The organism is Pseudomonas sp. 32A, from assembly GCF_052682255.1.
Window position 1 is genome coordinate 5,085,149 of the sequence record NZ_JBQYLY010000001.1, and the last position, 19,644, is coordinate 5,104,792.

The window sequence follows — 19,644 nt, forward strand, 5'->3', positions numbered from 1 at the left end:
AACACCCCCGCGTGCCCCCGGGCGTTGAGCCGGTATTGGTGTAGGAGAGGTTCAAGTGCAAGCATTGCTCGATTCCGTAGAGTCACTGTCACCCAAGGAACGCAAGGCGCTGGCCACCTTGCTCAAGCGACAGGGCGTCAACCTCTATGGGCTCACCCCGATATTCAAAAGGGCCAGTGCCGAGCTTCCTTTGCTTTCCTACGCGCAGCAGCGCCAATGGTTTCTCTGGCAACTGGCACCGGACAGCAGCGCCTACAACATTTGTGCCGCGCTGCGCCTTGAAGGTGTGCTGGATGTGGATGCCCTGCGCGCCAGTTGCCAGGCATTGGTGGAGCGCCATGAAGTGCTGCGCACCACCTTTCGTCAGGAAGATGACCAGACCGTGCAGGTGGTGCATCCGACGGGGGGCTTCACTTTGCAGGTCGATCCGTTGGCGGGCGCCGACCTCGACCGGCAGATCAAGACGTACGTGCAGGCACAGACCGCCCAGCCGTTCGACCTGGAGCAAGGCCCGCTGCTGCGCATGAACTTGCTGCGGGTGAGTGAGCAGGACCATGTGCTGGTATTGACGGTGCATCACATTGTTGCTGACGGCTGGTCGATGCCGATTCTGGTCAACGACCTGGTGCAGTTTTACGCCGGCCACTGCCAAGGCCAGGCGGTCACGCTGCCTGAGTTGCCGATCCAGTACGCCGACTATGCCCTGTGGCAGCGCAACTGGATGGAAGCCGGCGAGCGTGAGCGTCAATTGGCGTATTGGCTGGAGAAGCTGGGAGGCGAGCAGCCGGTGCTGGAACTGCCCGCCGACCGCATGCGCCCGACGGTGCCCAGCGGCGCCGGTGCGCGCGTGGCGATGGATCTGGACGTGGCGTTGCTTGCATCACTCAAGGGCCTGGCGCAGCAACACGGCGTGACCTTGTTCATGGTGCTGCTGGCGTCCTTCCAGGCGCTGTTGCATCGCTATTCCGGGCAGCGCGAAATCAGGGTCGGCGTACCCATTGCCAACCGTGCCCGCAGTGAAACCGAAGGCCTGATCGGCTTCTTCGTCAACACCCAGGTGTTGAAGGCCGAATTCGATCCGCAGCTGCGATTCAGTGACTTGCTGCAACAGGTCCGGCAAACCGCGTTGGATGCCCAGTCCCATCAGGACCTGCCCTTCGAACAACTGGTGGAGGCGCTGCAACCCGAGCGCAGCATGAGCCACAGCCCGTTGTTCCAGGTGATGTTCAACCACCAGACCCAGGTTGCCAACACCAGCCGTAACTTGCCGGGCCTGACGGTCAGTGGGCTGGACTGGCAAAGTCATACCACCCAGTTCGACCTGACCCTCGACACCACCGAGCACGCTGCCGGCCTGTCGGCCTCCCTGACCTACGCCGTCGACCTGTTCGATGCCCGTACCATCGAGCAGCTCGGTCGGCACTGGCACAACCTGCTGACTGCCATTTGCCAACAGCCTGCGCAGCGGATCAACGAGTTGCCGCTACTTTCCGCCGACGAGCGCCAGCGCATCGTTGAGGGCTGGAACCGCACTGCGGCGTCCTATCCCCGCGAACACTGTGTGCCGCAACTGTTTGAAGCACAGGTTCAAGCCACTCCGGATGCCTGTGCACTCACCTTTGCCGGGCAGTCGCTGACCTATCGACAGCTCAATCGACAGGCCAACCAACTGGCGCACAAGCTGCGCGCCCTGGGTGTCGGCCCGGAGGTGCTGGTGGGCGTGGCTCTGGAGCGCGGGCTGGAGATGATTGTCGGCCTGTTGGCGATCCTCAAGGCCGGCGGTGCCTATGTGCCCCTGGACCCGAACTACCCTCGTGAACGCCTGGCGCACATGATGAACGACAGCGGCCTGAAGCTGCTGTTGACCCAGGGCAGCCTGGTGGAACAACTGGCGGTGCCGGCCACGGTCAGCAGTCTGTGCCTGGACCAGGCTCCCGGCTGGTTGGGTGACTACAGCGAAGAAAACCTCCCGGTGCTGGCTTTGCCGGCGAACCTGGCCTATGTGATCTACACCTCCGGCTCCACGGGTTTGCCCAAGGGCGTGACGATTCGCCACGACGCCCTGGTGAATTTCCTCTGGACCATGGCTGAACGTCCGGGCGTCGACGCCGGCGACCGTGTGCTGTCCCTGACCTCGTTATCCTTCGACATCGCAGGCCTTGAGCTGTACCTGCCGCTGCTGCGGGGTGCCTGTGTGGTGCTGCTGCAAGACCAGCAGAACCAGGACCCCCACGCGCTGCTCAAGGTGATCGACGAGCAAGCCGTCAGCGTGATCCAGGCCACCCCCTCCACCTGGCGCATGCTGCTGGATGCCGCTCCCCCGCAGGCACTGGCTGGCAAGAAAGTCCTCAGCGGCGGCGAAGCCCTGACTGCCGAGTTGGCCGAACGCCTGATCGCCCAGGCGGGCCATGTGTGGAACCTGTATGGCCCGACGGAAACCACCATCTGGTCGGGCGTGCACTATGTGCAGCGCAGCAGCGACGTCTGGCTGGGACGCCCTGTCGGCAACACCACGTTCCATGTGCTGGATGGCAACTTCGACGCTGTCCCGGTGGGCGTCAGTGGTGAGTTGTACATCGGTGGCGAGGGCTTGGCCCGCGGGTATCTGCAACGTCCCGGGCTGACGGCCGAACGCTTTGTGCCGGACCCGTTCGGCAACGGCCGTCTTTATCGCACGGGAGACCTGGTGCGCTACCGTCAGGAGGGCGTGCTTGAGTACATCGGCCGTCTCGACCACCAGTTGAAGATTCGCGGGTTCCGTATCGAGCTCGGCGAAATCGAAGCGCGCCTGCAGGCTCACGAATACGTGCGCGAAGCGGTGGTCATCGACATCGACGGGCCGTTGGGCAAGCAGTTGGTGGCTTATCTGGTCAGCCACGACCCTGGCGCCCACCAGGCCGATGATGAGACCCAGAATGCCTGGCGACAAACCCTGAAAATCTGCCTGAAACAACAGCTGCCGGACTACATGGTGCCGACCTACCTGGCCTTTGTAGAAAAAATGCCGCTGACACCCAACGGCAAACTGGACCGCAAGGCCTTGCCGCGGCTGGACGCCAGCAGTGCCCCGCCAGCGAGTTATGTGGCGCCGCACACCCCGCTGCAACTGGCGCTGGCTGAGATCTGGGCGCAGGTGCTGAAGGTCGAGCAAGTTGGCCTGAGTGATAACTTTTTTGAGCGGGGTGGCCATTCCCTTCTGGCAACGCAGATGATCGGCCGTATCCGTCAGCGCCTGGGCCTGGAAGTGCCGCTGCGCCGGCTGTTCGAGGCCCAGGACCTGGCCGGGTTTGCCGAACTGGCGGGGCGGGCAGCGAGCGCTGCCAGCGTGCAGGCGATTACCCCGGTCGACCGCAGCCAACCCATTGCGGTGTCTTACGCACAGCAACGGCAGTGGGTTCTTTGGCAACTGGAACCCACCAGCGCCGCTTACAACATCAGCGCGGCCTTGCGCCTGAGCGGGCTTCTGGACAGCGAAGCGCTGCGTCGGGCATTCGAAGCATTGATCAGCCGCCACGAAACCCTGCGTACCACGTTTACCCAGCACGGCAATACGCCGTTGCAGGTCATTCATCCGGCCGGCGAGTTTGTGCTGCAAAAGGAGAGCCTGGCCGGGCAGGCGCAGTTGGCCGCGCGGGTTCAGGCCCTGGTGCAGCAGCCGTTCGACCTGGAGCACGGGCCGTTGCTGCGGGCACGCTTGCTGCACTTGAGCGACGAGGAGCAGGTGCTGGTATTGACCCTGCACCACATCGTGACTGACGGTTGGTCGACACCGATCCTGGTGGACGAACTGGTGCAACTCTACGCCGGCTTCAGCCAGGGCCAGGCGGTGGACCTGGCCCCGTTGCCGATCCAGTACGCCGACTACGCCGCCTGGCAGCGCCAATGGATGGAGGCCGGCGAACGCGACCGGCAGCTGGCGTACTGGACGCAAAAACTTGGCGGCGAGCAGCCGGTGCTGGAGTTGCCCACCGACCGTGCGCGCCCGGCATCGCCCAGTCGTGCCGGCGCCCAAGTGGCGGTCACCCTCGAACCTGCGTTGATCAATGACCTGAAGGCCCTGGCCCAGCGCCAGGGTGTCACGCTGTTCATGCTGTTGCTGGCCTCGTTCCAGACCTTGCTGCACCGCTATTCGGGGCAGGCCGAGGTGCGTGTCGGGGTGCCGGTGGCGAACCGTACACGGGGTGATATCGAGCGATTGATCGGGTTCTTCGTCAACACCCAGGTGCTCAAGGCCGAATTCGAACCGTTGGTGAGCTTTGCCCAGGTATTGCAACAGGTCAAACAGACAGCGCTGGAGGCCCAGGCCCATCAGGACTTGCCCTTCGAGCAATTGGTCGATGTGTTGCAGCCCGAGCGCAGCCTGAACCACAGCCCGTTGTTCCAAGTGATGTTCAACCACCTGACCGATGCCAAAAGCAGCCGTCAGCCATTGCCGGGGCTTACCGTCGAAGGCCTCGACTGGCAAGCCCACAGCACGCAGTTCGACCTGACGCTGGACACCGTCGAGCATCAGGATGGCCTGTCGGCAGCGTTCACCTACGCCAGCGAACTGTTCGACGCCGGCACCATCGAGCAGTTGGCGCAGCATTGGCGCAACGTGCTGCTGGCGGTCATCGAGCAACCCTCGCAACGGGTTGAAGACCTCGCGCTGCTGGACGACGCACAACGCCGCAAAATCGTTCGCACCTGGAACCGCACCGAAGCCGTCTACCCCGGTGAGCGCTATGTCCATCGCCTGTTTGAGCATCAGGTACGCCAGCAGCCTCACGCCACGGCATTGCTGTTTGCCGAGCAGACCCTGAGCTACGCGCAACTCAACCAGAAGGCTAACCGGCTGGCGCACAAACTGCAGGCGCTGGGCGTCGGCCCGGAAGTGTTGGTGGGTGTTGCCCTGGAGCGTAGCCTGGAGATGGTGATCGGCTTGCTGGCGGTTCTCAAGGCGGGGGGCGCCTACGTGCCCCTCGACCCGGATTACCCGTCGGACCGCCTGGCCTATATGTTGGCCGACAGCGGGGTGGGCTTGCTGTTGACCCAGAGCGCGTTACTGCAACAATTACCGGTCCCCGAGTCGGTGCAAACCGTCTGCCTGGATCAGGACGGAGACTGGCTGGAGGGCTACAGCGACCGTAACCCCGAGCCGTCGCTGGCACCGGGCAACCTGGCCTATGTGATCTACACCTCGGGCTCCACGGGCCGGCCAAAGGGAGCAGGCAATACCCATGAGGCGTTGCTGAATCGGCTCAACTGGATGCAGAAGGCCTACGCCTTGCGCGCCGATGACACGGTGCTGCAAAAGACCCCTTTCAGTTTCGACGTCTCGGTTTGGGAGTTCTTCTGGCCGCTGATGGCCGGCGCGCGGCTGGCCGTTGCCCAGCCAGGAGAACACCGCGACCCGGAACGCCTGCGCGATGCAATCGTGCGTTACCAGGTCAGCACCCTGCATTTTGTGCCTTCGATGTTGCAGGCCTTCATGGCGTGTGAGGGGGTGGAAGCCTGTCGTGGCATCCGCCGCGTAATCTGCAGCGGCGAGGCGCTGTCCAAGGCTCTGTCGGAGCAGACCCGTGCCCGTCTGCCTGGCGCAGCCTTGTACAACCTCTATGGTCCGACCGAAGCAGCCATCGACGTCACCCACTGGACCTGCGGCGAAGAGCATGGGGTCAGCGTGCCGATCGGCAGGCCGATCGATAACCTCAAGACCCATATTCTTGAGTCGAGCCTGAACCCCGCAGCACGCGGTGTCAGCGGTGAGCTGTACCTGGGGGGCATTGGCCTTGCCCGGGGCTATCACCAACGTGCGGCCCTGACCGCCGAGCGCTTTGTACCCGACCCTTTCGACCCGGTGGGCGGTGGCCGCCTGTACCGCACCGGCGATCTGGCGCGTTACCGGGAGGAGGGCGTCATTGACTACGTCGGGCGTATTGACCACCAGGTGAAAATCCGTGGCCTGCGCATTGAATTGGGTGAGATCGAGGCGCGGTTGATGGAGCATCCGCAGGTTCGCGAAGCGGTGGTGCTGGCGGTAGACGGGCCATTGGGCACGCAACTGGTTGGCTATTTTGTACCGGTGACCAGTGCCCCGGGCCAGGCTGGCGATGCGTTGCGCAGCGAGCTGGCAAGCTTCCTCGGCCAGGGGCTGCCGGACTATATGGTGCCTGCGCACCTGATCAGCCTTGATGGCATGCCCGTCACGGCCAACGGCAAGCTCGCCCGCAACCTGTTGCCGGCGCCGGATGTCAGCCAGGCATTGGTTGACTACGTTGCCCCGCGTTCGGCGATCGAGCGCCAGTTGGCGGATATCTGGCAAGACGTGCTGAACCTGCCCCGGGTAGGGATCACCGATAACTTCTTCGCCTTGGGCGGGGATTCCATCATCTCCATCCAGGTGGTCAGTCAGGCCCGGCAGTCGGGTTTGCAGATGGCGCCCAAGGATCTGTTCCTGCAACAGACCATCGAGAAACTGGCCGCCAACGTCACCCCGGTTCATGCCCAGGCCAATACGCAGCCGGTCACCCTGCATGGGTTGAGCGAGCAGCAGGTGCAAGCCTTGCCCCTTCCTCATGGGCAGGTCGAGGCCGTGTACAGCCTTTCACCGATGCAGCAGGGCATGTTGTTCCTGGGGCTGAACAGCAACCCTGAAGACGAGCTGTACATCAACCAGCTCAACGTGTCGGTCGACGGCTTGCACGTGGAGCGCTTGCGCCAGGCCTGGGCCGACGTGGCGCAACGGCATGACGTATTGCGCACCGGGTTCCTCTGGCAAGACCTGGACGAGCCGCTGCAATTCGTCCTGCGCGACGTCGCCCTGCCGATGACGGAACTCGACTGGCGCCATGAGGCGGCCACGGACGGGTTGATCAAGGACATGGCACGGGAGGAGCGCCTGCGGGGCTTCAACCTCGACCAAGCGCCGTTGCAGCGTGTGGTGCTGATCCGCCTGGCGGATGACCGTTATCAACTGATCTGGACCTACCACCATATCCTGCTGGACGGGTGGAGCACGTCCCAGTTGATGGGCGAAGTGTTGGCCCGATATTCCGGGCAAACCCTGGACCCTGTGGTGCCGTATCGCAATTACATTGGCTGGTTGCGCCAGCAGGACCGCGTGATCAGCGAAACCTTCTGGCGTCGCCAGTTGGCCGAGTTCCAGGAACCGACTTACCTGGCGGATGCCTTCGCCAGCGGCGAGCGCGAGCATGGGCACAAAGCGCTGTACAGCCGCTTTACACCCCAGGTGACCCAGGGTTTGAAGGCGTTTGCCGCCGCGCAGCGCATCACCCTGAACACATTGGTACAGGGCGCATGGCTGTTGTTGCTCAGCCGTTACAGTGGCCAGCGCAGTGTGTGCTTCGGGGCTACCGTGGCCGGGCGTCCGAGTGCCTTGCCGGGCGCGCAGAGCATGTTGGGGCTGTTCATCAACACGTTACCGGTGATCCACGACGTCGATCCGCAAGCCCGTGTGGGCCAGTGGCTGCAGGCTGTGCAGCGGGTCAATCTGGAGCTGCGCGACCATGAATACACGCCGCTGGGGGATATCCAGCGTTGGGCCGGGCGTTCCGGGCAGGCTTTGTTCGACAGCATCATCGTCTTTGAAAACCAACCGCTGGATCGCACTTTGCGGGAGTGGAAGGATGATTCGCTGCGCTTTGGCGATGTCGGCGGGGCCGGCCTGACAGACTTCCCGATGGACCTGATGGTGACCCTGGAAGACTACCTGGCCATTGAGTACATGTACCTGCGCCAATGCTTCAGCGACGTGGCGGTGGAAGGGATCCGGGCCAACATGGAAACGTTGCTGCTGGCACTGTCCGCGAACGCCGACCAGCGTGTCGGCAATCTCGGCCTGCTGCACACCCCGGCCGTGTACGCCCCGACCCCAGTCCAACACCTGCCGCAGCCTTTGGTCCACCAACGCATCCAGTACTGGGCCGAGCACCAGGGCAGCGCAACGGCGGTCAAGGTCGGTAACCGAAGCCTGTCGTTCGCCGAGCTGGAATCCCGCGCTAACCAACTGGCCCATCGACTGATCGCCGAAGGCGTGGGGCCGGAAGTACGGGTCGGCGTGGCGTTGCCTCGTAGCGAAACCATGATCGTGGCCTTGCTCGCGGTGCTCAAGGCGGGTGCCGCCTATGTGCCTATCGACGCCGCTTACCCGCGTGAGCGCCTGAGCTATTTGATCCAGGACTCCGGCATCGCGTTACTGTTGACCGACTCGCGGCTCGCCGCCAGCCTGCCGATCAGCCCGGCGTTGCATGTGCTGGAGCTTGACCGCCTGGACGGCAGCCAGTGGCCTGTTACCGCGCCAGCCCATCGGGTGCACGAGGAAAACCTCGCCTACGTGATCTACACCTCCGGTTCTACCGGGCAGCCCAAAGGCGTGGTGGTCAGTCATGGACCGTTGGCGATGCATTGCCGTGCGGTGGGCGAGCGCTACGAAATGAGTCCCGCCGACTGCGAGTTGCTGTTTATGTCATTCGCCTTCGACGGTGCCCACGAGCGCTGGCTCACGACGCTCACGCACGGCGGTTGCCTGTTGCTGCGTGACGACGAGCTCTGGACCCCCGAGCAGACCTACGAGGCCATGCACCAACACGGCGTCACTGTGGCAGCGTTCCCGCCGGTGTACCTGTTGCAGTTGGCCGAACACGCACGGCTCGATGGCAACCCGCCGCCGGTGCGGATCTACTGCTTTGGCGGTGACGCAGTGCCAGAGGCCAGTTATGCCCTGGCCCGTGAGGCGCTGAAGCCGCAGTACATCATCAATGGCTACGGGCCGACCGAAACCGTGGTCACGCCACTGATCTGGAAGGCTGCCGAAGGACAGGCGTGCGGGGCGATCTATGCGCCGATCGGCGAATGTGTGGGCCAACGCAGTGCCTACGTCCTCGACATCGACCTCAACCCGCTGCCGGCGGGTATCGCGGGCGAGTTGTACCTGGGCGGGGAGGGTGTTGCACGGGGCTATCTGAACCGTGCCGCGCTCACGGCCGAGCGCTTCGTGGCCGATCCGTTTACCCCGGGCGGCCGCCTGTACCGCACCGGCGACCTGGTGCGCCAGCGCGAGAGCGGTACGTTCGACTACCTCGGTCGCCTGGATAATCAGGTGAAAATTCGCGGGTTCCGTATCGAGCTTGGAGAGATCGAGGCTCGCCTCAATGAGATGCAAGAGGTCGGGCATGCCGCCGTCGTGGTGCGTGAGGGGCCTGGCGGCAATCAACTGTTTGGGTACGTCACGCTTAACGGCGATGAGGACGGAGGAATCGTTGAGCAACTGCGCGAGCGCTTGAAGCAGGCGCTGCCGGAGTACATGGTTCCGGCGCAATTGATCGTGCTCGACCGGCTGCCGCTCAACCCCAACGGCAAGCTGGACCGCAACGCCCTGCCGATGCCGGATGCACGCAGTGAATATGTGGCACCGCGCAACGAGTTGGAACAGGCCATGGCGGATATCTGGCAAACCATTCTCAAAGTGGAGCGGGTCGGGGTAACGGATAACTTCTTTGAGCTGGGGGGTGATTCGATCCTCAGCATGCAAGTGGTGGCCAAGTCCCGCAGCCTGAAGAAGTTCGGTTTCACCCTGCGCCTGCGGGACCTGATCCAGAAGCCGAGCATTGCGCAGCTCACCGCCGTGCCTGGCAAGAACGTGCCGCTGCTGGCCCTCAATGCCGAGCTCGGTGCCACGCCTGCGTTGTTCTGTGTACATGCCGGTTTCGGCACGGTATTCGACTATGAACCGCTCGCACGCCGTCTGAACGGCAAGTGCTCGGTGATCGGTATCCAGGCCCGGCAACTGCTGGACCCGAGCTGGCAGGATCAATCGCTGGTGGCCATGGCCCGGGACTATGTCGGTTACATGCGGGACAAACAGCCCCAAGGCCCTTATCGCTTGTTGGGCTGGTCGCTGGGCGGCACCTTGAGTCTGCTGATGGCCGCTGAGCTGGAGCAGCAGGGGCAGACGGTCGAGTTTGTCGCGTTGCTCGACAGCTTCGTGCCGTCACCCGCCAACGCCGAACAGCAGGACCACTGGCTGGATGATTTGAGCGAGCTGTTGCGGGCGACGGTTCCCGATGCGGGGGCCGTGGATGTCAGCGATACCCGCCAGGAAAGCCCGCAGCTGGCGCGTGCCCTGATCAGTGAGGCCCTCAGCCAACGGCCGGCCACGCAAGGCCTGGGGGTGGATGAGCTGGCGCAGGTATTTGCCTGCGCCCGTACCCTCAAGCGGCTGTCCCGCGAGCTGGATTACTGCCCGAAAGTCATGGCGCGCCCCCTGAGCTGGTGGGTGGCGGGGCGTGAAGATGAACAACGTGAGCTGGCCCGGCAGATCGGTTGCCCCGACCTGTCTGGCCTCCCGCTGACCTGCGGGCACTTTCAGGTGCCCAGGGAGCTGTCGGTGTTGCTTGAACTGGAAGACGCCCTGGATGGTTTGACCATCGTCGCCGAGCCTTCCTGAACCTTGACCTGTGTCGACAGGCGCCGCCACCGGCGGCGTCTGTCTGGAGAAACCTTGCCCATGCCCCTTAATCCTGATCTCGCCGCTTACCTCCAGTTGGTGGAAAGCGGCCGTCGCAGCGGAAAAGCGCTGCCGATGCACCAGCTGCAACCGGAAGAAGCCCGTCGCCAGTTCGATCAATCCTCGGCACTGATGGACCCGGGTGCCGATGAACCGGCCTTTATCGAGTCGCGTACCTTCACGGCCCGCGATGGTCACCGTGTAGAGGCCCGGTTGTACCGGCCGCCCGAACTGGACGCTAGCCAACTGAGTGGCGCCGTGCTTTACCTGCATGGCGGGGGTTATGTGGTGGGCAGTCTCGACTCCCACGACGCCCTGTGTTGGAACCTGGCTCAGGACTGCGGGTTGCCGGTGTTGTCGGTGGGTTACCGGCTGGCCCCGCAGTGGCGGTTTCCGACGGCATTCAATGATGCCCAGGACGCGTGGCAATGGCTGGCGCTCAATGCGCGGGAATTGGGTATCGATGCTGAGCGCATGGCGGTCGTTGGCGACAGCGTGGGCGGTAGCCTGGCGACGGTGCTTGCCAGCAGCCTCGCTGGCCAGGAGGCGCTGCCGCGCCCGTGTCTGCAGGTGCTGATTTACCCGGTGACCGATGCCAGCCGCATCAGTGCTTCGGTGGAGCGCTACGGGGTTGGGCACTTGTTGGAAAAAGACACCCTGGAGTGGTTCTACCAGCAGTATCAGAACGATCCGGCCGACCGCCTGGACCCGCGTTTCTCGCCGCTGCTCGGCGAGGTGAATGCTCACGTGGCGCCGGCCTTGCTGATCGTGGCCGAGTGCGACCCGCTGCATGATGAAGCGGTGGCCTACGCCCGGCACCTCGAGGCTGGGGGCGTGCAGGTGCAACTGGAGGTGTTCGAGGGCATGTCCCATGATTTCTTGCGCATGGGCTCTATCGTTGATGAGGCCGATGTAGCGCGGGAGCGTATTGTCCTGGCGTTGGCCGAGCGCCTGGGCTGACACACCGGTTTACGGTGGGCATAAAAAAACCGCATCCTCAGGGATGCGGTTTTTTTTAACGCCGTTTAACCGCTATCAGAAGGTGTACTTGGCGGTCACCGTGAAGTTGCGCGGGTCACCGTAGACGTCATACGGGCTCCAGGTGGAGTTGCTGGCGATGCCCTGGTAGTACTTTTTGTCGAACACGTTGTTGACGTTCAGCTGGGTGTCCAGGTTTTTGGTGACCTGGTAGCCGGCCATCAAACCGACGATGGCATAGGCGTCCTGCTCGACGTGGAAGTTTTGACGCTGGCCGTTGAAGGTGCTGACGCCTTTGTTATAGGTACCGCTTTGGCTATAGACGTTGGCACCGATACGCAGCTTGTTCAGGTCGCCCTGCAGGTGGTACGTGGTATTGGCCTTGAACAGGTGGCGTGGTACGTCGGTGTCGAACAGGGTGCCTTCCTTGTTCTTGTCGGCATCTTTCTCGTACAGCGCCTGGGCGTAGGTGTAACCGGCACCCACTTGCCAGTTCGGCGTCAGCGCACCGTTGATCTCCAGCTCGATACCCCGGCTCCTGACCTTGCCCGCGGCTTCATAGCAAGCGTAGCTGCCGATCGGAATGACCTTGCAGCTGCTGTAGTCGGCCACTTCAGCGGCGCGGTTGAGCTGGTCGATCTGGAACAACGAGGCGCTGGCGTTCAACGCACCGTCAAAGTATTCGCCCTTGATCCCCACTTCATAGTTCTTGCCGGTGATGGGCTTGATACTGGCACCGAGCTCGTCCTTCTCGCTCTGTGGCTGGAAGATATCGGTGTAGCTGGCATAGAGCGAGTAGGTGTCGTCCAGGTCATAGATGACGCCGGCATAGCGGGTCAGGTTACGCACCACCTTGGTTTTGCCCGAGGTGTAGTACTGGTCGCTGATCTGGTTGTAGACATCATCGGAGTCGTACCAGTCCAGGCGCGCGCCGAGAATCACCTTCAGCGGATCGGCCACATTCCAGCGAGTCGTGACGTAGAGGCCTTCCTGGTTGACCTTTTCGCTGAGGGAGTAAACGTCGGGAACGGTGGGTTTCGGCTGACCCTTGGGGTTGAAATTGTTGATGTCGACATTGTTGAAGAAGATCGTGCCGCCGGTGGCCTCGGTCTTTAGCTGGCGCTTGCTGGCGCCCACCACCAGTTCATGCTGGCGGCCGAACAGGGCAAACGGGCCACTGGCGAAGAAGTCATAGGTGGACTGGTCGTAGTCGCGGCTCTGGTTGAACACACGTTGCCGGTAGGAGTAGTCACTGTTGCGTTCCAGCACTGCACCCAGCAGCTTGAAGTCGGACCAGTTTTTCGACGCGCCAAAGTGCAGGCGCCAGTCGTTGTCGAGGCGGTGATCCAGTTCGGCGAACACGGTTTTGTTGTCGATGTCCTGGTGGGACCAGTTGTAGCCGAACGTCTTGGAGCGCGAGAACCCCATGCTGCTGCCGTCGGGGTTCACCGGTAAACCGCCCCAGTTGATGTTGTTATTGTCATTCTGATCAGACGCGCCCACGGTCAGGGTGGTGCTGTCGTTGAGGTCAAATTCGGTGATGCCGTAGAACACGCCGCGCTCGCGACCGGCGTAGTCCTGGTAGCTGTCCTTGTCCTGGTAGGCGCCGACGAAGCGACCACGTACGGTGCCGCTGTCATTGACCGGCCCCGACACATCCAGCTCGCTGCGGTAGTTGTCCCAACTGCCGGCGCTGCCGGTGACGCTCGCCTGGAACTCCTTGGTAGGACGCTTGCGCACCATGTTGATGGCGGCCGAAGGATCACCGGCGCCTTGCATCATGCCCGTGGCACCGCGTACCACTTCGACACGGTCATACGGGGCCAGGTCGGCGGTGGCGACCCAGTCGGCGGAGTAGGTCGTGGGCAGGCCATCGAACATCAGGTTGTTGATGGGGAAACCGCGGGCGAAGAACTCGCTGTTGGCCGGTCGCGCTGCGGACAGGCGCAGGCCTGGTGCCGCCTGGACCACATCGTCGAGGCTGCGCATGCCCTGGTCGTCCATGCGCTGGCGAGTGATCACCGTCACCGCCTGCGGGGTTTCACGCAGGGACAAGGGTAACTTGGTGGCCGTCTGCATCGCGCCGGTGGTGTAGGAGCCGCTGTTTTCAGTGGTCGACCCCAGTGTCTGGCCATTGATGGTGGTCGCGCCCAGTTCCAGCGCGCCACCCGCCGAGGCACTGACGGTCACCGCAGAGCCTTGCACCTGGAAATGCACGCCGCTGCCTTGCAGCAAGGTGGCGATGGCGGCAGAAGGGGCGAGGTTGCCATGCACGGCGGTGCTGCGCTTGCCTTCAAGGTCCTGCGGGCTATACAGCACTTGCAGGTTGGATTGGGTGCCGAAAGCCTGCAACGCACTGCTCAACGACTGCGCCGGAATGTTGAAGGGCATTTCCTGGGCGTGTACCAGCATGGGCAGAAGCCCTGCCAGGCCAGCCGCGCAAACGCGCAGATTTGGCGTGAGCGCGTGGCGAATCATCATGGCCAGAACGTGGGGGCGAAGTCGATGTGCAGGCATTATTGGAGTGCTCTTAAGGGTCAACGAACGAGAGATCTTAGTGAGATTACTTCTCAGTTACCAAGTGAGACGCACGTCATCGGCAAAACCGGAAATTAAACCTCGGCAATTTCCTGCTGTTGCGCCGTGACCTTGCCTGAGCGCATGTGCACCAGTTGGTCGGCGACGTCGAAATAGCGGTCGTCATGGCTGATGACGATGATGGTTTTGCCCAGGCGCTTGAGGTCCGGCAGCAGTTCGGTATAGAAAATCCGGCGGAAGGTCGGGTCCTGGTCAGCCGCCCATTCGTCAAACACCAGCACCGGCCGTTCCTCAAGCCAGGCATTGACCAGGGCCAGGCGTTTGCGCTGGCCGGTGGAGAGGTCGGTGGTGGTGAAAGCGCCGTCCTTGATGCTGACCTTGTGGGCGATCTCCAGGCGTTGCAGGTATTGGTTGGCGGTATCGGGGATGTGCAGGTCGTCGCGTACCAGGTCATCGAACAGGTAATAGTCGGCGAAGATCGTGGTGAACAGTTGGCGGTAGTCGTCGCGGTTCTCGGCTGTGATGGCGTGGCCGTTGAGGCGCACCTCACCCTGTTGTGGTGCGTAGAGCCCCAGCAACAGTTTGATCAGCGTGGTCTTGCCGCAACCGTTCTCGCCGACGATAAAAATGATGTCGCCTTGCTTGATGTTCAGGTTCACCGGGCCCAGGCGGAAGGGTTCGCTGCCTTCCACGGGAGGGAAATCAAAGCGCACGTTATTCAGCTCAAGGTTGTGCACCACGGTTTTCGGTGCTTCGGCGTCGCTGAGCAACAGGTGCGGCTCCGGCGAAGAGAAACGCTCCGAGAGGTCGGCAATGCGCCGGAAGGCAATTTGAGCGCGGCTGACGATGGGCAGCGTGCCGATCAAGTGCTCAAGCGGGCCTTTCATGTACAGCAGCACGAGGACGAAACCGCTCATGACGCTCTTGTCGGCACTCGGCCAGTAAGCCTGCAAGGCCAGGGCGAGACCGATGACCACGAAAAACAGCATCGAGCCGAAGGTCTTGGCAATGATGAAGATATTGACCGAACGTACCTGGGTGTCGCAGATGCTATTGGCCGCCGCCTGGATGCCGTCCACGTTCATGCGATGGCGACGGGGTCGGTGAATGCGCAGCTCCTTGGCGCCGGAAGCAATCGCGGTGTAGTGCTTCTGCAGCTCTTCTTCCTGCTCCCGTGCTGCGTAGAAACCACTCATGCCGCGGGCCCGGGCGATGTACTGGGCAACGCTGCCGATGACGATGGCAATCAGCATGATCAGGAACATTGGCCACGAGAGCATTGCCAGGTAGCCCAGGCAACCGAGGGTGACCGTCAGGGAAATGGCCAAGGGCGCAAAGGCGAAGGAAAAGTCGCTGATGGTGTCGATGTCGTGGGTCAGTACCGGTATGAGCCGGTGATTACGGTAGCGCTCGATCTGTTCGATGGGCGCCGACAGAACTTTTTCGCCAAGCTCCTTGCGCAGTCGCGCGATGATTTTCTGGCCCACATAGTTGGTGCCGATATCGGAAAAGATCGAGCTGGTCAGCGCCAGTACACACAGGCCGGCGAACAGCAGGACCACGCCTTGGGTCAAGCCTTCGTCCGAGTGCAGCGAGGTGTTGATGGTCGCCAGCAGGGTCGTGATGGCGAGGCCACCTACCATGCCCAGCACAATCGAGAGCGTCACAATGGGCCAGAAGGGCTTGAGCAGGGCGAACAGTTCGCTGATGGCGCCGCGTGGTTGGCTGGTCATGAAATCTTCCTGTGTGTGGGGATGCCCGGCAATTGCGGGCCGAAACGGGCAGGCACGAACGATCCGCAAGGCAAGCCTGGAGGCTTCTGGCCTGCTGGGTTCTTAGCGAATAGACGAAGGGAGTGGTGCGGGATTTAGGGCAGCATCGCGCGGCGCACGCGCAGTGGTGAGGGGCGGGAGCCCTCACCACAGGGTTTTGAGGGTCAGAGTTCCCGTGCGACGCGGAACCCCAGGAAATCACCTCTTACATTTTTCTCGCGGCTGTTACGGTTTCCCGATCGGGAGAATACCGGCGCCTCGCCCCAGTCGTTGCCCCGGATGTGGGCGTCGTTGCAGTCACCACCGGTCAACCAGGCGCTGCCGTCGGTAGGAGCCCCTTCGTAGTTGGGGTGCCAGCAGTCGGCAACCCACTCATAGACGTTGCCGTGCATGTCGTACATGCCGAACGCGTTGGGCGGGTAGCTGCCTACCGGTGCGCTATAGGTATAGCCATCCTTGGGGCCGTAGGTGTTGGCATGTTTGCTGATCTGGTATTCGCCCTCGTCATCGAACGGGAAGGGGAATGATCCGGTGCTGCCGGCGCGAGCGGCATACTCACGCTCGGCCTCGCTGACCATGCGGTATTTCTGCCCGGTTTTTTTCGACAACCATTCGGTGTAGGCCTGGACCTCGAAGTAGTCGATACACACCGCCGGCTGGCGCGGCCCCTGTTTGTAGCTGGGCTTGCTGGCCTTGCACAGGCGGCCCGGACGCGTATCACCGTCCTTGATCAGCACTCCGGTTTCGCGGATGTAGGCGTCCAGTTCGGCGGCGGTGACATGGAAGCGGCTCATGGCAAAGGGCTTGGCGAACGTCACAGTGTGCTGCGGGCCTTCGTCGCCTTCACGGCCGATCTCGTCTTCCGGCGTGCCCATCAGGTAGCTGCCGGCGGGCAGCACCACCATTTCCGGGCAATTCTTGCAGTCCTTGAACACCTTGCCTGGGGCTGGAGCGGTTGCCGCGTGTGCAGTCAGGGGCGCCAGGTTGGCGAGCAGGGTCGCCAGGCACAGCATCAGCAGCGCTCGCAACGAGCGGGGCTGGCGGGTAGGGAGCGGGGCACTGTTCATGTGTCGTCTCTATAGGAGAAGGGAAGTGGCGGGTTACAGGGTTTTTTCGAGCACGGCCATGAAGCGATCAATCTCGCCTTCATTGTTCAGCAGCCCGGGAGCGCTGCGCACCACCGGGCCGGCGTCGCGGTCCACGGCATCGACCAAGACGCGGTTGTGCATCAGGTAGGCGGCGACCTTGTCGCTGTCCTGGCCCTTGACCCGGAAAAACGTAAACCCGGCTGACAGCTCAGGGCTGCGAGGCGTGACCAGCTCGATGGACGAGTGGGCCTGCAGGCGGCTTTTGAGGTAGTCATTGAGTTCATGGATGCGGGCCTGGACTTGAGCCTTGCCCAGTTGCAAATGCAATTTGAAGGCTTCGTCCAGGGCCCAGCGGTGTTCGAAGGCGTGATAACCGCCGGGTGTCATGGTGGTGGCGAAATCCGTGTCCTGGGAAAAGGTCGGCTCGGTGGGGGTGACGTCTTTGAGCTCCTCGGATCGGGCACAAATAATCCCCGTGCCTCGGGGGCCAAACATCCATTTATGGGTGCCGGCGATGAAAAAGTCGCAGTGCATGTCCGGGAACGCCAGGTCTTCGACGCCAAATCCGTGCACGCCGTCGACCACGTAGAGGATGCGATCCTTTTCATCGCGATCGCGGTTGTGCTCATCCACCAGTTTGCCGATCTCGCCGATGGGCAGCTTCACGCCGCTGCCCGACTGCACCCAGGTCATGCCCAACACGCGGGTGTTGGGGCGAATGCCCTTGGCAATCGAGCCAAGCACTTCATCCGCCGACACCTGGTGGGCGTCATCGAAGAGTTTGATCTTGCGCACCTGGGTGCCCTGTTTCTCTACACGGAATTGCAGGCTGTTGCGGGTCGAATAGTGTTCATGAACGGTGGTCAGAATCTCCTGGTCAGGCCGTACATGAATGCCGCCATAAATCATCGCCAGGCCTTCGGTGGTGCTGCCGGTGAGTGCGATTTGCCCAGGCTTGGCCTGCAGATAGCGCCCGGCCCAGTCCCGCACCTGGGCTTCGCATTTCCAAGTGTGCTGCAGGTCCCAGTCCATGGCCAGCGCGGGGTTGCGGTCCAGCTCGGCCCGGTGGCGTTCAATGGCCTCGCGCACGGGTTTGGGATGGGACGTGATCAGGAAGTTGGAGAAGTGCAGGTAGTCCGGGTCCTGGGTAAACAGTTGGCGCAGCTGCGCCCATTTATCGGGATTGACGGCGGCCACGGGTGCCGTGCCGGCCCGGGCCTCGAGGGCTGCGCCCAGGGGCAGGCTGGCAGCCAGAATGCCTGCATGTTTGAGAAAGGTGCGGCGATCAGTCATGGCGGCGGTTCACTTGGCAGAAAGGGAGGCGACGGGTTTGGCTGCTTGTTGGACCTGGTCCCAGACCCGCAGGAAGTTGCCGCCCCACAGTTTGGCGATGTCCGCTTCCGAGTAGCCGCGCTGCAACAGTTCAGCGGTGACGTTACGAATTTCGCTGACGTTGTCCCAGCCCTGCACGCCGCCACCGTCGTTGAAGTCAGAAGCAATACCGACGTGATCGATACCGATCTTGCGCACGGTGTAGTCGATGGCATCTCCCAGGTCCTTGAGGGTTGCCTTGGGCTCCTCGTCGAGGATCGCGTACAGGCTGCTGGCGTACTGGCCGAATTTCTGCTCGGGCCAGGCGGCGATTATCGGGTCGCCGGGCATCAGTGCGACATGCAGGTTAGGCAGGGGAGGCAGGTCGAACCGTGCGCGCAGGGCATTGAGTTTGTCCTGGGTCTTTTGCGTCAGTGGGCGCAGGTAGGTGCCGAACCCGACCACCTGCACGACGCCGCCGCTTTGCTTGATCAGCTGCATTTCCTTGTCGCTGAGGTTGCGTGGAATATCCACGGCCGCCCGGGGCGCGGAGTGGGAGGCAACCATCGGCGTGCGGCTCAGTTGTGCAACCTGCTCCAGGGCCTTGGTCGACATCTGCGACACATCAATGATCACCCCCAGATCGTTGAGGCGCTGCACGGCCTGCTTGCCGATATCCGACAGGCCATCGAGCGCGTCCGGTGAGTCATTGAAGAAGGGCAGCGGGCGGGATGAGTCGGACCAGCTGTTGTTGCCGACATAGCTGAACCCGAACATGCGCATGCCACGGGCCGTCCACAGGTTCAGTTGGTCGAGGTCATCGCCCAGGGGATAGGCGTTGAGCATGCTGATGAAGATTGCGAACTTGCCTTCACCGTGCAGGCGCCGGAAATCGTCCGGGGTGTAGGCGATGCCCACCTGGTTGGGAAAGTCGCGAACCATGCCCGTGATGATTTTGTAGCGCACTTCCTGTTGGTTGCGGGCCTCATCGACGAACCCGGCGGTGGGCTTATGGGGGGCGTTGTTGCCGTTCCACATTTCGGGCCAGCCAAATATGGTCAGTGCAGCACCCGACAGGCGTCCACGGTTGGCCTTGGCGAGGTCGAATTGCCGTGGGCCGTCCTTGTCGGCCTCGCTGCCCTCGCTGCCGAACGTCAAGGGCACGGTGATATGGCTGTCGAAGGAAATGATGCGGTCCTGCAACTCCGTCGCCTGCTTCATCACCTTGACGGGATAGCCGGAGGAGTAGCTCCAGACAAGCCAGGCCGCGCCGGCGGCCACGGCTACCAGCAGTGGAAGGCCGATATACAGGGCTTTTTTCGAACGAGGTTTAATCATCGCCATCTCAGTCAGGTCTACCGTCGAAATGCAGGCGCAGGGGCCTTTGCTATCTGGGAAGAACGAGCCGCGGGCGAAAAAATTTAGCCGCAGGGGCGCGGCTTAAATTTTC

The 19,644-nt window shown here is 62.5% G+C and carries 7 protein-coding genes; 2 read left to right on the forward strand and 5 right to left on the reverse strand.

Going from position 1 to position 19,644, the window contains the following annotated elements; genetic code table 11:
* Positions 1 to 64: 64 nt before the first annotated feature.
* A complete protein-coding gene (locus tag ACUN0G_RS23440) occupies positions 65 to 10,447 on the forward strand; it encodes an amino acid adenylation domain-containing protein (protein WP_445575586.1) in 10,383 nt (3,460 codons plus the stop codon).
* A 60-nt stretch (positions 10,448 to 10,507) separates the two neighbouring features.
* Positions 10,508 to 11,467, forward strand: coding sequence for an alpha/beta hydrolase (locus ACUN0G_RS23445; protein ID WP_445574392.1), 960 nt, complete (start codon positions 10,508 to 10,510; stop codon positions 11,465 to 11,467).
* Between the two features lie 75 nt (positions 11,468 to 11,542).
* On the opposite strand, the gene ACUN0G_RS23450 is transcribed toward ACUN0G_RS23445, so the two are convergent.
* From ACUN0G_RS23450 to pvdM, 5 genes are all read right to left on the reverse strand, one after another.
* Positions 11,543 to 14,002 carry a TonB-dependent siderophore receptor gene (locus ACUN0G_RS23450; protein WP_445574393.1) on the reverse strand — a complete coding sequence of 820 codons (2,460 nt, stop codon included), beginning with the start codon at positions 14,000 to 14,002 and terminating at the stop codon, positions 11,543 to 11,545.
* A 95-nt stretch (positions 14,003 to 14,097) separates the two neighbouring features.
* Complete coding sequence (locus tag ACUN0G_RS23455; RefSeq protein ID WP_445574394.1) at positions 14,098 to 15,756, reverse strand: cyclic peptide export ABC transporter; 1,659 nt, start codon at positions 15,754 to 15,756, stop codon at positions 14,098 to 14,100.
* A gap of 203 nt (positions 15,757 to 15,959) precedes the next feature.
* Positions 15,960 to 16,808: a dihydropyoverdine dehydrogenase gene (gene pvdO, locus ACUN0G_RS23460; protein WP_445575587.1), complete on the reverse strand. Its 849-nt coding sequence runs from the start codon at positions 16,806 to 16,808 to the stop codon at positions 15,960 to 15,962.
* Between the two features lie 87 nt (positions 16,809 to 16,895).
* Complete coding sequence (gene pvdN, locus ACUN0G_RS23465) at positions 16,896 to 18,176, reverse strand: pyoverdine-tailoring periplasmic protein PvdN (protein WP_445574395.1); 1,281 nt, start codon at positions 18,174 to 18,176, stop codon at positions 16,896 to 16,898.
* 9 nt (positions 18,177 to 18,185) lie between these two features.
* The gene (pvdM, locus tag ACUN0G_RS23470; protein ID WP_445574396.1) at positions 18,186 to 19,532 is read right to left on the reverse strand and encodes a pyoverdine-tailoring dipeptidase-like protein PvdM; all 1,347 of its coding nucleotides are present in this window, start codon (positions 19,530 to 19,532) and stop codon (positions 18,186 to 18,188) included.
* Positions 19,533 to 19,644 lie beyond the last annotated feature (112 nt).

Excerpts from the sequence above, each read along its gene's own strand:
- ACUN0G_RS23445 (WP_445574392.1), top strand. The coding sequence starts at position 10,508 with ATGCCCCTTAATCCTGATCTCGCCGCTTACCTCCAGTTGGTGGAAAGC.
- ACUN0G_RS23450 (WP_445574393.1), bottom strand. The coding sequence starts at position 14,002 with ATGCCTGCACATCGACTTCGCCCCCACGTTCTGGCCATGATGATTCGC.
- ACUN0G_RS23455 (WP_445574394.1), bottom strand. The coding sequence starts at position 15,756 with ATGACCAGCCAACCACGCGGCGCCATCAGCGAACTGTTCGCCCTGCTC.
- pvdO (WP_445575587.1), bottom strand. The coding sequence starts at position 16,808 with ATGCTGTGCCTGGCGACCCTGCTCGCCAACCTGGCGCCCCTGACTGCA.
- pvdN (WP_445574395.1), bottom strand. The coding sequence starts at position 18,176 with ATGACTGATCGCCGCACCTTTCTCAAACATGCAGGCATTCTGGCTGCC.
- pvdM (WP_445574396.1), bottom strand. The coding sequence starts at position 19,532 with ATGATTAAACCTCGTTCGAAAAAAGCCCTGTATATCGGCCTTCCACTG.